Source organism: Acidocella sp. MX-AZ03 (assembly GCF_027626035.1).
Taxonomy (GTDB): domain Bacteria; phylum Pseudomonadota; class Alphaproteobacteria; order Acetobacterales; family Acetobacteraceae; genus Acidocella; species Acidocella facilis.
Map to the genome: position 1 here is coordinate 2452217 of NZ_CP110774.1, position 12608 is coordinate 2464824.

Annotated in this window: 17 protein-coding genes and 2 pseudogenes; 6 read left to right on the top strand and 13 right to left on the bottom strand. The window is 66.4% G+C overall.

Going from position 1 to position 12608, the window contains the following annotated elements:
• Nucleotides 1-282 precede the first annotated feature (282 nt).
• The 3 genes and pseudogenes from GT370_RS13590 to GT370_RS13605 all read right to left on the bottom strand — a co-directional run bounded on the left by GT370_RS13590 (nucleotide 283) and on the right by GT370_RS13605 (nucleotide 2496).
• On the bottom strand, nucleotides 283-768 hold the full coding sequence (locus tag GT370_RS13590; protein ID WP_008494085.1) for a GNAT family N-acetyltransferase: 486 nt from the start codon (nucleotides 766-768) through the stop codon (nucleotides 283-285).
• Nucleotides 769-771: 3 nt separating this feature from the next.
• Nucleotides 772-1542, bottom strand: coding sequence for a sulfite exporter TauE/SafE family protein (locus GT370_RS13595; RefSeq protein ID WP_442865432.1), 771 nt, complete (start codon nucleotides 1540-1542; stop codon nucleotides 772-774).
• Nucleotides 1517-2496 (bottom strand): annotated as a pseudogene (locus GT370_RS13605) (adenosine kinase). Before GT370_RS13605 ends, GT370_RS13595 begins: the two are co-directional and overlap by 26 nt.
• A gap of 375 nt (nucleotides 2497-2871) precedes the next feature.
• Between GT370_RS13605 and GT370_RS13610 the strand changes: the two are divergent.
• Nucleotides 2872-3279: a bactofilin family protein gene (locus tag GT370_RS13610; RefSeq protein ID WP_270183222.1), complete on the top strand. Its 408-nt coding sequence runs from the start codon at nucleotides 2872-2874 to the stop codon at nucleotides 3277-3279.
• Nucleotides 3280-3362: 83 nt separating this feature from the next.
• Here GT370_RS13610 and GT370_RS13615 read toward each other — a convergent pair whose 3' ends face one another.
• Genes GT370_RS13615 through GT370_RS13640 form a run of 6 tightly spaced genes read right to left on the bottom strand, consistent with a single transcriptional unit; the run spans nucleotide 3363 to nucleotide 7131 of the window.
• On the bottom strand, nucleotides 3363-4865 hold the full coding sequence (locus GT370_RS13615) for a Ppx/GppA family phosphatase (protein WP_008494080.1): 1503 nt from the start codon (nucleotides 4863-4865) through the stop codon (nucleotides 3363-3365).
• 43 nt (nucleotides 4866-4908) lie between these two features.
• The gene (locus GT370_RS13620; RefSeq protein WP_008494079.1) at nucleotides 4909-5343 is read right to left on the bottom strand and encodes a GNAT family N-acetyltransferase; all 435 of its coding nucleotides are present in this window, start codon (nucleotides 5341-5343) and stop codon (nucleotides 4909-4911) included.
• Entirely contained in the window at nucleotides 5340-5537 is a 198-nt protein-coding gene (locus tag GT370_RS13625) for a hypothetical protein (RefSeq protein ID WP_270183223.1), read from the bottom strand. The genes GT370_RS13620 and GT370_RS13625 overlap by 4 nt, the downstream gene beginning before the upstream one ends.
• On the bottom strand, nucleotides 5492-5980 hold the full coding sequence (locus GT370_RS13630; RefSeq protein ID WP_333489955.1) for a hypothetical protein: 489 nt from the start codon (nucleotides 5978-5980) through the stop codon (nucleotides 5492-5494). Before GT370_RS13630 ends, GT370_RS13625 begins: the two co-directional genes overlap by 46 nt.
• Nucleotides 5977-6561, bottom strand: coding sequence for a malonic semialdehyde reductase (locus tag GT370_RS13635; protein WP_008494077.1), 585 nt, complete (start codon nucleotides 6559-6561; stop codon nucleotides 5977-5979). Before GT370_RS13635 ends, GT370_RS13630 begins: the two co-directional genes overlap by 4 nt.
• Before the next feature lie 15 nt (nucleotides 6562-6576).
• Entirely contained in the window at nucleotides 6577-7131 is a 555-nt protein-coding gene (locus tag GT370_RS13640) for a NifU family protein (protein ID WP_008494076.1), read from the bottom strand.
• 183 nt (nucleotides 7132-7314) lie between these two features.
• On the opposite strand from GT370_RS13640, the gene GT370_RS21535 reads away from it, so the two are divergent.
• From GT370_RS21535 to GT370_RS13655, 4 genes are all read left to right on the top strand, one after another.
• Complete coding sequence (locus GT370_RS21535) at nucleotides 7315-7623, top strand: DODA-type extradiol aromatic ring-opening family dioxygenase (RefSeq protein WP_442865433.1); 309 nt, start codon at nucleotides 7315-7317, stop codon at nucleotides 7621-7623.
• A complete protein-coding gene (locus GT370_RS21540; RefSeq protein WP_442865434.1) occupies nucleotides 7578-8060 on the top strand; it encodes a DODA-type extradiol aromatic ring-opening family dioxygenase in 483 nt (160 codons plus the stop codon). The genes GT370_RS21535 and GT370_RS21540 overlap by 46 nt, the downstream gene beginning before the upstream one ends.
• 125 nt (nucleotides 8061-8185) lie before the next feature.
• Nucleotides 8186-8587 (top strand): hypothetical protein, encoded by a 402-nt coding sequence (locus GT370_RS13650; protein ID WP_008494073.1) that lies wholly within the window; start codon nucleotides 8186-8188, stop codon nucleotides 8585-8587.
• 143 nt (nucleotides 8588-8730) lie between these two features.
• Nucleotides 8731-9096 carry a hypothetical protein gene (locus GT370_RS13655; protein ID WP_008494072.1) on the top strand — a complete coding sequence of 122 codons (366 nt, stop codon included), beginning with the start codon at nucleotides 8731-8733 and terminating at the stop codon, nucleotides 9094-9096.
• A gap of 108 nt (nucleotides 9097-9204) precedes the next feature.
• Here GT370_RS13655 and GT370_RS13660 read toward each other — a convergent pair whose 3' ends face one another.
• The 4 genes and pseudogenes from GT370_RS13660 to GT370_RS21550 all read right to left on the bottom strand — a co-directional run.
• Nucleotides 9205-9936 (bottom strand): hypothetical protein, encoded by a 732-nt coding sequence (locus GT370_RS13660; protein WP_008494071.1) that lies wholly within the window; start codon nucleotides 9934-9936, stop codon nucleotides 9205-9207.
• A gap of 114 nt (nucleotides 9937-10050) precedes the next feature.
• A complete protein-coding gene (locus tag GT370_RS13665) occupies nucleotides 10051-10290 on the bottom strand; it encodes a hypothetical protein (RefSeq protein ID WP_442865435.1) in 240 nt (79 codons plus the stop codon).
• Nucleotides 10287-10844 carry an FGGY-family carbohydrate kinase gene (locus tag GT370_RS21545; RefSeq protein WP_442865542.1) on the bottom strand — a complete coding sequence of 186 codons (558 nt, stop codon included), beginning with the start codon at nucleotides 10842-10844 and terminating at the stop codon, nucleotides 10287-10289. Before GT370_RS21545 ends, GT370_RS13665 begins: the two co-directional genes overlap by 4 nt.
• A gap of 18 nt (nucleotides 10845-10862) precedes the next feature.
• A pseudogene (locus GT370_RS21550) lies at nucleotides 10863-11539 on the bottom strand (FGGY family carbohydrate kinase); the annotation flags it as partial.
• A 4-nt stretch (nucleotides 11540-11543) separates the two neighbouring features.
• Here GT370_RS21550 and GT370_RS13680 point away from each other — a divergent pair.
• Nucleotides 11544-12545: an isopenicillin N synthase family dioxygenase gene (locus tag GT370_RS13680; protein ID WP_270183226.1), complete on the top strand. Its 1002-nt coding sequence runs from the start codon at nucleotides 11544-11546 to the stop codon at nucleotides 12543-12545.
• The last annotated feature ends 63 nt before the right edge of the window (nucleotides 12546-12608 follow it).

Here is a 12608-nt window from a genome sequence, read left to right on the forward strand (position 1 = left end):
CCAAAACAAAAGAGGCTGTCCCAGATCGTCATTCATCTGGCCACTATGTCGATCCCGAGTCTCTTCGCCTTTTGCCCGTGGCGTCAAGGGCGCGCGGCTTCGCCGCGCGTCGCCGAAGGCGAGTAAACCCCTTGACGCCACGGGCAAAAGGCGAAACCCTGCAATGATCGAAATAATGCTGATCCTTCAAGGCGTTGAAGGATTAGGCCTGAAACTTATCTGGGACAGCCACAGACAAAAAGCTGGAGCGCGCTGACCGGTTACGATCAGACTGAAAGCGCGCTAGCTCAGCCTGAGCTGATAGAACAACGTATCCACCGCCATGCGCGGATAGGCCGGCGGCAGATCCGCCTTCGCCACCGCCACAAACCCGTTCTTCTCATAAAACCGGCAGGCGGCGCGCAGGATTTCCACGGTGCCGAGGGTAATCTCCACAATCCCCTGCGCGCGCGCCTGCGCCAGCAGCGTCTCCAGCAGCGCCTGCCCCACCCCATGCGCGCGCCCGCGCCAGGGGGCGGCGACGAACATCTTGCGCAGCGCCGCCTGCGCCGTGCCGAAGCGGATCAGCGCGATGCTGCCGATGATCCGCCCTTCCGCTTCCGCCACCCAGAACCCGCCCTGGCGCTGGTAGAAATTCTCGATATCCAGCAGGTCCGGCTGGTCCTGCAGCGTCACCGGAACGCCGAACTCGCCTTGCTGGATCGGGATGATGAGATCGACCACGCCTTGCGTATCGGCAGGCCGGAAGGGACGGATCTGGTAGCTCAAATCTCAGGCTTTCAAAAACATGCCGATGGTCAGCGCGATCCCGATCAGGCTGACGACAACCCGCAGAACCTTCTCCGGCACATGCCGCAAAATCAGTACGCCCACCTGCCCACCAATGATCGCGGTGATCGCCAGCACCCCGACCAGCAGCCAGTTCTGCTTGCTCTCGACCAGAAAAATCACCACCGCGGCGACATTCACCACCCCGGCCAGCACATTCTTGGTGGCCCCGGCATGGCGCACCGCGAGGCCGACGGCGGTCAGCGCCGCCATCATCAAAATCCCGATGCCGCCGCCGAAATAGCCGCCATAGATGGCGATGATGAACTGCATCACAACGCCCATGCGCGGGGAGATCGGCGGCGCCTCATCCTCGCTTCGCGGCTTGCGGAAAAAACTGCCCCAGATGAAGACGATGGTGGCGAAGGCGATCAGCCAGGGCACCAGATGGGTGAACACCGAAACCGGGGTGGCCAGCAGCAGAATCGCGCCGATCGCCCCGCCGATGACGGAGACGGTGAACAGGGTCCGCAGCGAAAGCCCCGCCGCCCCCCGGCCATGTGCCGTCCGGTCCAGCCGGTGGTGGCCTGGCCGGGGAAGAGCGCGATGGTGGAGGTGATGTTCGCCGCGCGCGGGTCCAGCCCGGCGAACAGCAAAGCCGGGAAGGTCAGGAAGGAGCCGCCACCCGCCACCGCGTTCTGCGCCCCGGCGAGGAACCCCGCCAGGGCCAGCACCAGCAGCTGCCAGCTCAACCGACCAGCGCCCGCAGCTCATGCGCCGGCGGGCGGCGCCGATGCGCGCGATCGCCAGCGCCGCCGCCTTGGTGCCGAGCTTGCCGGCCGCTTCCAGCCCCTCGCCGCGCGTATAGGCGGTGAGGAAGCCGGCGGCATAGGCATCGCCCGCCCCGGTGCTGTCCACCAGCGCCACCTCCTCGGCCGGGATCAACACGCTCTCCTCGCCCCGCAGGATCAGGCTGCCCTGCTCGCTGCGGGTCAGCACCGCGATCTTAACATCCAGCGCCGCCCTGGTCGCGGCTTCCTCGAAGCTGTTGACCTCATAGAGGCTGCAAATCTCGGTCTCGTTGGCGAAGAGAATATCCACCCCCTCGGCGATCAGCCGCTTGAAGCCTTCGCGATGGCGATCCACGCAGAACGCGTCGGAGAGCGACAGCGCCACCTCCTGCCCCGCCGCGCGGGCCATGCGCGCCGCCTCGATGAAGGCGCTCTGCGCCGCCGGCGGATCGAACAGATAGCCTTCCAGATAGGTGACCTTGGAGGCGGCGATGATGGTCTCGTCGATGTCATGCAGCGCGAACTCGCCGCCCGCGCCGAGATAGGTGTTCATCGTGCGCTGGCCATCCGGCGTCACCAGAATCAGGCAGCGCGCGGTGGGGACCGGCGCCTCCAGCGCCGGGGTGGCGTAATGCACGCCGACGCCGGCGATCTCGCGGCGAAACACCTCGCCCATCTCATCCTTGGCCACCTTGCCGAGAAACGCCACCCGGGCCCCCAACGCCGCCGCCACCGCGCAGCTATTCGCCGCCGAGCCGCCGGAGGCGCTGTGCCCGCCCTGCATCGCTTCGGTCAGCCTGGTCGCGGTATCGGCATCGATCAGCGACATCGCGCCCTTTGGCATGTCGTGGCGTTTTAAAAATTCGTCATCAGTTTGTAGGAGAAAATCGACGATGGCATTCCCGATGCCGGTGATATCGAATTGTGACACGGCCATTCGGCAAGCCCCCCAGACATTCGCAACAGATTACAGCGCGGACGGGTTAGCATCGCCACACCGCAGCGGCAAATGAGCAAAGCTGTTGTTCGCCTTTAACGCGCATGCTAGCCCGGCATTATCGCGACGAGCCAGCACGGAGGATTTGTGTTCAACAAGCGCAAAATGGAAGAGCCAAAACCGCTTAACCCCGCGCCGACGGTGGAAGAGGAACCCTCCTCGATCTTTCCCCGGATGAAGACACCTCCCGGCCAGCAGTTTCATTCCCCCCAGCTTCAAGGAGTCTCCCATGGCCCGCTCACCTTTCGCGCCGCCGCCGGTCCCCGCCACCCCGTCTACCCCGTCCGGCATGCCGGCCGCCGCCCGCGCCCGCTGATGGGCAGCCCCAGCCGTGAGGCCGCCGAGCGCCGCACCCTGGTCGTTGGCCGTGGCATTTCCGTGCAGGGCACGGTGCAGGATGCCGAGCGGCTGGTGGTTGAAGGCACGGTCGAAGCCACGATGATCAACGCCAATGAACTCTCCATCGCCCCGGGCGGTGTGTTCAAGGGCGAGGTCGAGGTGGACGACGCCGAAGTCGCCGGCACCATCGATGGCACGCTGGTCGCCCGCGCCACCTTGATCGTGCGCGCCACCGGCCGGGTGCTGGGCACCGCCCGCTGCCGCCGTTTGCAGGTTGAGGATGGCGGCCAGATCACCGGCCGCATCGAGATGCTGAGCGATAATGGCGGGCCGAGCCTCGGCTCTTCCAGCCATGGCAGCCCGGCCCTCGCCTCCGAGCCGTAAGGTCGGCGTATCTGGGGGCGTTCTTGCGAACCCCCAGCGTTTTTCGCAGCTTTTTGAAAAAAGCTGCACCAAAAACTTTTGCTCTATTGAATAACGGTATCCGCTTCGCGGCCCAGCAGCAGCGCCAGCCGCTCCAGCCGCCTTAGCACCGCCTCTCCGGCAAACACACCGTTCGCCGCCGCCAGGCTCAGCATCAGCCGGCCCGGCGTCAGCTCCAGCCCGGTGCCCGCCAGCAGATGCGGCGTGCCCGCCGAGAGCGTGTAAGCCAGGCGCAACGCCGTTCCCAGCGTCTCCGCCCGCTGCGCCGCCCCCATATCCAGCAATGCCCGCGCCGGGGCCAGGAAGCCCGCTTCCGGCGGCGCCTCGTAACGCACCGCCGTCGCCAGCGCCAGAAAGGCGCGGGCATGGTGGTCCAGGCTCATCCCGGCCTGGCGCAGCACCCGCATGAAGGCCTGCTCGGCGCGATATTCCGGGTGCTCGTGGCTGCCAATGTCCGAAAGCCAGCACGCCGCCTCGCGCAGCCGCTTCTGCGCCGGGGTCTCGTCCGGGAACAAAGGCTGGGTCCAGATCACCAGCGCCTTGGGCAGATTCACATCCCGGATCATGCCCCGCACCAGATCCCGCGAGGCCGCCAGCAGCGGGTCCTCGGCGCGGATCTGCGCCGGCAGCAGCCGGGAGAACCAGCCCTCGCGCAGCCCATTGGCGGAAAACACCACCCGCGCCGCGCCGGTTGCGCGCAGCAGACGGCGCAGGATCACCGCCGCATAGGGCAGATCCTCGATGCGCCGGCGCGGCACCCCGGGCATGCGCTCGATCAGCTTGCGCCCGCCCTCGCTCACCACCCCGGCCAGATCCCGCGCCTCGTCCCGGTTGATGGTGTAATGATGCACGATATTCAGCGGATAGCCGGTCTGGGCGATGTGAATCCGCGCCAGCGCGCGGAAGGCGCCGCCGGAGAGGAACAGATCCTTCCCCGCCGCCTCGGCGGTGAAGGGCACGCTCTGCAGCGCCTCGATCATCACCGCCCGCGCCCGGCCGATATCCTCGCCCGCCCGCTCCGCCAGCCGGATCACGCCCACCGGCAGCGTCGCCGCCTCGCCCACCTGCCCGGCCTGCAGCCGGATCAGCTCCAGCGAGCCGCCGCCCAGATCCGCCAGAATCCCATCCGCGCCGGGAATGCCGCAGAGCACGCCCTCGGCCGAAAGCGCCGCCTCCTGCTCGCCGGAGAGCACGGAAATCCGCAGATCCGGCAGGCGCTTCATCACCGCCTGCACGAAATCGCGGCCATTCTCGGCATCGCGCACCGCCGAGGTCGCCAGCACCTCCACCGGGCTTGCCCCCATCGCGCGGGCGATGGCGGCGTAGCGGTGCAGCACCGTCTCCGCCTGCGCCAGCGCCTCATCCTTCAGCCGCCCGGTGCTGGTCATGCCCTTGGCCAGCCGCAGCACCGCGCGCTCGTTGAAAATCTGCAGCGGGTTGCGCAGCTCGCCCTCATAGACCACCAGCCGCACCGAGTTGGAGCCGAGATCCACCACCGCCCGCCGGAAGGGCGCGACATTCTGCTCGGATCGGCTCATCTGGTCCATGGATCACTCTCCCTCAACGCGGCGGCGGGACAAAGATAAGCTTTCATGACTGCCCGCCCGGCTCGTCACGCCGCATCATCAACGCATCCCCACCAGTCTCATAATAGGCCCGGCGGCGCCCGCTTTCCACAAAGCCGAACCCGGCATAGAGCGCGATGGCGGCCTCATTCTCCACCGCCACCTCCAGAAACAAGGTGGCGACACCCAGGGCCCGCAACCGCGCCAGCCCCTCCGCCAGCAAGGCCCGGCCGATGCCCTGGCGCTTGCGCGCGGCGCCGATGGTGATGATCTCCGCCTCATCCAGCACCTGGCGGATCAGCAGCAGCCCGCCCGCCTCATGCAGCAGCGCCAGCATCCCCGGCTGCGGCAACAAAGCGGCGAAGGCCGCCTCGTCCCACGGGTCATGCGCGAAGGCCTGGGCGTGCAGCGCCGCCATGATCGCGGCCTGGGCCGGCCCGGCTTGGAAGATGGCGCTCATAGCGGGGCCGGGCGCAACCCGGCGGCCGGCAGCTTGGCCTCCGGCGGATCGACATAAAGCGGCAAGGCGGGGGCCGGCGCCTGCCCCGCCGCGCGCTGCGCCAAAGCCGCGCGGCCCACCCATTCGGCCTCCAGCAGCCGCAGCTCGGTCAGCACCACATCCGCCCCGCGCGCGGCCAGGATGGCGGCGGCCAAAGGCGCCTCCGGCCCGCCAAGGGCGACCGGCTGGTCCGGGCTGGGAATATCGTCATCCGCACAGGCCAGCGCCTGGCCCTCGCGCAGCAGAAACAGCCGCCCGCGCCGGGCGCGAATCGCAATCCATAAAGCCCGGCGCAAATCCGGCGCGCCTTGCGCATAAGCCTGCGCCGCGCCGATGCCCCAGAGCCTCGCCCCGCGCCCGCCGCAAAGCCCTGCGCCAGCGCGATGGAGGTGCGCAAGCCTGTAAAGCTCCCCGGCCCGGTGCAAATGGCGATGTCCGTTATCTCCTGGCCCGCCGCCGCCTCCTGCAGCAGCAGCGGCAGCGTCTCGATCAGGCCCGGTTTCAGCGGCGCGCTCCAGCGCGCCTGCACCGCCCCGTCCGGCGCCAGCCGCGCCAGCACGGCGCGCGGGCCGGACGCGTCAAGCGCGATCAGACTCACGCGAAATCAGCCGCCTCGCCAAAGCCCAGGCGCGGCCGGCGCGCTGGCAGCTCTTCCCCGGCTGGATGGCCCAGATTGATCAGGAAGTTGGATTTCCAGCCATTTTCATTGAAAAACACCCGGTCCAGCTTGGTGCGGTCAAAGCCGGACATCGCCCCGGTGGCAAAGCCCATGGCGCGCGCCGCCAGCAGGACATACGCCCCCTGCATCGAGGAATTGCGCATCGCGGTCTCTTCCGCCAGGTCCGGATTGCCGGAGAACCAGGGCTTCACATCCGCCTCCGGGTAAAGCTCGGGCAGCTTGAGATAAAAATGCGGGTCGAACGCCACCACCACCGTCACCGGGGCGGCCATCACCGGCTCGATATTCCCGCCCGACAGGCAAGGGCGCAGCTTCTCCTTGCCCTCCGGCGTGCGCACGAACAGGAACCGCGCCGGCGAGCAATTCGCCGAGGTCGGCCCCCATTTCGCCAGATCATAGAGCGCTTTCAGCGACTCGTCGGGGACCGGCTCGGCGCTGAATGAGGAATGGGTGCGCGCGTTGGTAAAAAGCGCCGCCAGCGCCGCGTCATCCAGAGCCATTGTGCCTCCTTAAGGTTACGCCGCCTGTGTAACCGAGGTCACTTCCGGAATATAGTGCTTGAGCATGTTCTCGATGCCATGCTTCAGCGTCGCGGTGGAGGAGGGGCAGCCGGCGCAGGCCCCCTGCATCTTCAGGCTGACCACCCCATCCCGGTAGCCGCGGAAGATGATATCCCCGCCATCGCCGGCCACCGCCGGGCGGATGCGGCTATCCAGCAGCTCCTTGATCTGATCGACGATCTCCTGATCCGCCGGGTCCACATCCTCATCCTCCAGCGCGATGCCCTCGCGCAAGATCGGCTTGCCGGCCATCAGATGTTCCATCAGCAGCCCCAGCACCTGCGGCTTCAGCGCCTGCCATGCGGTGGCGTCATCCTTGGTGACGGCGACGAAATCCCCGCCCAGGAACACCCGCGCCACGCCTTCGAGCCCGAACAGAGCCTCGGCCAGCGGTGAGATCAAGGCCGCGTCGGCATCCGCGAAATCCGCCGTCTTGTCGCCCAGAATGCTCTGGCCGGGCAGGAATTTCAGCGTCGCCGGGTTGGGGGTGCCTTCGGTTTCGATAAACATTGCAATCCTCCGTCCGCAAAGCGGACTGGTGTGGTCCTGATACTGGCTCGTAGATTGTCCTTTTCAGCGCCCGTGGCAAGCAGGGAATGGAGGGACAGCCTTGCAAAGCGCTTGCCCCAGAGGCGCTTTCATGTCCAGTCTAGGCCCATGCTCCCGGCTTTGTTCATCAGCCATGGCTCGCCCATGACCATCCTTGAAGACACCCCCGCCCGGCATTTCCTGGCGGGTCTCGGCGCGCTGTTGCCTCGCCCGCGCGCCATCCTCGCAATCTCCGCCCATTGGGAGACCGACATTCCCGCGGTGAGCAACCCGCCGGCGAATGAGACCATCCATGATTTCTACGGCTTCCCGCCCGCCCTGTACGCCCAGCATTACAACCCGCCGGTGGCGCATGAGCTGGCCGGGCGGGTCGCCCAGCTGCTGGAAAAAGCCGGGCAGACCTGCGGGTGGATGGCCAGCGCGGGCTGGACCATGGCGCCTGGGTGCCACTGAAACTCGCCTATCCGGGCGAGGACATCCCGGTGATCCAGCTTTCGGTACAAACCCAGGCCGGCACCACCCATCACGTCGCCCTCGGCGAGGCGCTGCGCCCCCTGCGCGAGGAGGGCGTGCTGATCTTCGCCTCCGGCACCTTCACCCATGATCTGCGCCGCTTCCGCCATGGCCGCCCGGCCCAGGACGCGCCGGAAACTCCGGACGTCGCCGAATTCGCCGCCTGGATGGATGCAAGGATCGTCGCCGGGGATATTCCCGCTTTGTGCGATTACCGCCGCCTCGCCCCTTACGCCGCCGCCGAACACCCGACGGAGGAGCATCTGCTGCCGCTGCATGTCGCCCTCGGCGCTGGCGGGCCGAATCTCGCCCCCACCCGGCTGCACAGCTCGGTGGAATATGGCTTCATGCGCATGGATGCCTACGCCTTCGCCTGAGGTTTTCTTAAGGATTTTTCATCAAATTGAACGTCAGTGCCATGATCTCGGCTTGATTCCGGCTGGAAATCGCCATCCCGACCAATGATCTTACACTCCTGATTTCAACATCAAGGAGTCGTCAGATGAATGGCAAAACAGCCGGCCTGGCCGGCGCGCTGGCCGGAATGGCCGCACTGGGCAGTGCCGGCGCCGCCGAGGCGGCGAACGCCATGCAGGTGAAGTCCTATGCTGATCTGTTGACGCCCGTGCCCAACCCGGTCGCGGCGCTGCAGGCGAGCAACCAGGAGATGGCGACGCGCAACCAGGCGCCGCCCGCCGGGGTGACGCGCATCGATTGGCATGACCATTACCATCATCACCACCATGCGCATTACCCGCCGCCCTGGGCCTATCACCATCATCACCACGCCTATTATTATCCGCCGCCGCCCCCGCCGCCTGTGTTTTACCACCATCACCACCATCATCATCACAGCGGGGTGTTTTTCGGGGCGCCGGGCTTCGGCGTGGTGATCGGCAACTGACCAGCCCCACCCGGCCGCCGGGTTTGCGGTTTATTCATGAAGCAGCGCCGCATCATTCATCTTTCAGGATGCGGTGACGCCTTCAAATCCACCGCCCGGCTGCCGACGTTACAATCAAGACCTTCTCTTCACAGGAGATTCTGATGGATACGAAAAAAGCCGGCCTGCTCGGCGCCCTTGCCGGCGCCACGGCGCTTGGCGCTGGCGGCGCGGCCCAGGCCGCGAATGCGATGCAGGTAAATTCCTATGCCGATCTGTTGCAGCCGGTGGCCAACCCGGTCGCGGCGCTGCGGGAGAGCAACGCGGCGCTGGCGCAAAACCGGGATGCCGTGACGCGCATCGACTGGCACGATAACTACCATCACCATCATCACGCGCATTACCACCATCACCGGCCGCCGCCGCCCCCGCCGCCGCGCTATGATCACCATCATCACCACCATCATCACCAGGGTGGCGCGGTGCTCCTCTCCCCCGCGCCCGGCGTAGGCGTGGTGATCCGGAACTAGAGCAATATCCGATCAAACGGACTCGTTTGATCGGATAAAGTTGCGCGCTCAAACAAAACTTAGACCAGCGGAACGGGGGCTTTACCAAAATAAAGCCCCCGTCTCATTTCAATCCCCGGCCGCCTTATCGCGCGCCCGCGCCGCGCCCAGAATCCGCCGATAGGTGCCATCGAACACCGTATGCATCGCGGAGACCCAGCGTGTATCCTGCCCCAGCGTCTCGCGGCTGGCATGAATCCGGCGGGACTGCATCTCCCGCTCCGCCGCCTCTTCCTCGCCCATCGGCTCCAGCGCGAAATCCGGCTCCGCCGGGACGATGCAGAGCTGCATGAACGGCTCGCCGGGCCGGAAGACATGCACCAGGCCTTTCGGCGGCGCCTTGAACACCACGAAATTGATCATCGGCCACCAGGAGGTGCGCAACAAGGCCGGCACCGCCAGCGGCACATCATCGGCGGGGCTGAGATAATAGCGCGGATGCGGCTCGGCGCGCACCGCCATGCCCTCGGGCACTTTCAAATCCAGCAGCAATTGCAGCGTATAGAACCCTTCGCCGAAGCTGCGGAAGGGCGGCCATTGCAGGCCAGGGGTGGGCGGCGGGCCGAAATCCCCCTCGAACTGGAAGGCCCCATTCTCATGGCGCACGCGCAGCTCGGTCTCGTAAGGGTAGAAAAGCTCCACCCCATATTGCGCGCCTTCCACGAAAGGCAGGCAATGCCAGCCCTGCTCATGCGCGCCATCCTGGCGCGGTACTTTCTCCCCGCCCCAGCCCGGCACCTCGACGCGCGTGCGCCGCGGCGCCAGACGCGGCTGGTAATAGCGGTATTTGACGATGTTCACGCAACCCTCCGAAAAACCAAGACAAAACCATGGCACAGCAAACCGCTTTATGATGGCGCGATTGCGGCCGCCGCGTCGGCCCCTGTCATGAAATAACCGTCACCGGCCCGCCCCCTACCCCTGGGTGAGCGCGTGCAGCCGGTGATTGATGCCGGCCAGCGCCGCCTGCGCCTCCTTATACAGCCCGAAAAGCTGGTCGTAGAAAGCGCTGGCCTCCTGGTTCGGCACCGTCACATCCCGCAGCCGCACCGCGCGGGCCACCGCCTCCTGCGGGCCGGCGAACAGCCCCACCCCGACGCCGGCCAGCAGCGCCGCCCCGAACGAGGCATCGCCCGCCTCGGTCCGCTCGATCACCAGCCCGGTGACATCGGCGATGATCTGCCGCCAGCAGGCACTCCGCGCCCCGCCCCCATCAGCCGGATGGTGGAAAAATCCAGCCCCAGATCCCGCGCCGCGCCCAACAGATCGCGGATGGAAAAGGCGATGCCCTCATATACCGCCCGGGCGAAATGCGGCTTGCCATGCGCCATCGTCATGCCGATGAAATCCGCCCGCAGCAGCGGGTCCCAGTAAGGCGCGCGCTCGCCCTGCAGATAAGGGTGGAACAGCAGCCCCCCGGCCCCGCGCGGCGCCGCGCTGGCCAGCGCATCCATCGCCGCGAACCCGCCTTGCTCAAACATCAGATCCCGCACCCAGCGATGCGCGGAGGCGCAGCTATTGGTGCCGGTGGCGGTGTAATACAGCCCGGGCAGGATATGCGGATAACAGGAAATCGGCGGATGCACCGCCTTGCCCTGAGTGGCCAGAAACAGCACGCCCGCCGTGGCCAGCTTCACCCCGCCAATGCCGGGCGCATTGCCGCCGACGCCGAAAAACTCCACCGTCGTATCATTGGAGCCGCAAATCACCTTCGTGCCGGGCTTCAGCCCGGTGCGCGCCGCCGCCGCCGCGGTGACACCCCCCACCACCTGTTCCGCCGGGACGATCGGCGGCAGAATGGCCATATCCAGCCCGATCAGCCCGGCCAGCTCTGGAGACCAGTTTTTCGTCTCATCATCCGCCAGCAGCGCGCCCACCGCGTCGGAATAATCCGTCTCCCAGCCGCCGGTCAGGCAATGGCGCAGGAAATCCTTGGCCAGATAAAGCCGCTTGGCCTGGCGCATCACCTCCGGCTCATGCTCGAACAGCCAGGCCAGCATCGCCAGCGTCCAGGTCGGGTTCACCCGGTTCAGCGAGGTGGCGATAATCCGCGCCCCGGCTTTTTCGTGCAGGGCGGCGGCCTGGGCGGCGGCGCGCTGGTCGCTCCACATGATCGCCGGGCGCAGCACCGCGCCGGCCGCATCCGTCAGCACCGGAATATGCGCCCCGGCGGAGATGCCGATGCCGGCGATCTCCCCCGGATCGATCCCCGCCACCACCGCGCGCACCGCCTGGCACAGAGCCGCCACCCATTCCCCGGATCCTGCTCCGCCCAGCCGAAATGCCTGATCTGCGTGGTGACCGGCGCCGCCGCCTCGGCGACGATGCCGCCATCCGGCGAAATCAGGCTCGCCTTCAGGCTGCCCGCCCCGAGATCGATGCCCAGCAAATATGAATCCGGCATGGCGATGGCTCCTGGAAACAAAACGCCTCCGGGTCTAGCATCCCCCCATGCCCGAGACCATAGAGCTTGCCCCCGGCCTGGCCCCCGCTTATCTGGATGCGATCCCGGTGATCGACATCGCCCCGCTGCTGCACGGGATTTCTCCCCCGCCGCGCAGATCGGCCGCGCCTGCCGCGAGATCGGATTTTTCTACATCAAAAATCACGGCATCGCGCAGAGCGAGATCGACGCGGTCTATGCCCAGGCCAAGCGGTTTTTCGATCTGCCGGTGGCGGAGAAGGAAAAATCCGCGATCGAGAAATCCACCTGCCATCGCGGCTGGTTTCGCCTCGGCGGCGAGAATCTCGACCCCGCCAAGCAGGCGCAAGGCGATTTCAAGGAAGGCTTCAAGATCGGCCGGGATCTGCCCCCGGACCATGAGCGGGTGAAGGCCGGGCTGCCGCTGCACGGCCCGGATGTCTGGCCGGATCTGCCGGGCTGGCAGAGCGTGATGCAGGGCTATTACGACAAGATGGTCGATCTCGGCGCCTTATTGCTCAGCGCCTTCGCCGTCTCGCTCGGGCTCAAGCCGGATTATTTCTCCCCCTGGCTCGGCATCACCATGACCACTTTGGGCCCGCTGCATTACCCGCCACAGACAGGCCGCATCACCGAGGCGCAATTGGGCGCCGGCGCGCACACGGATTTCGGCTGCCTCACGCTGCTGCACCAGGATAATGCCGGCGGGCTGCAGGTGCAGGGGCTGGACGGCACCTGGCTCGACGCCCCGCCCATCCCCGGCAGCTTCGTGGTGAATATCGGCGACATGATGGAACGCTGGACCAACGGCGTCTTCCGCTCCACCCCGCACCGGGTCATCAACATCTCAGGCCAGGAGCGCTACTCTTTGCCATTTTTCTTTGACCCGGATTTCTACGCCCCGGTGGAATGTTTGCCGACCTGCCTGCAACCAGGCGAGACACCGAAATTCCCCCGACCACGGCGGGGCAGCATTTGCTGGATATGATCAATGCCAGCTTCAAATATCATCAGGACAAGGCGTAAGAGATGGGGCTTTTCTTGAAAAAAT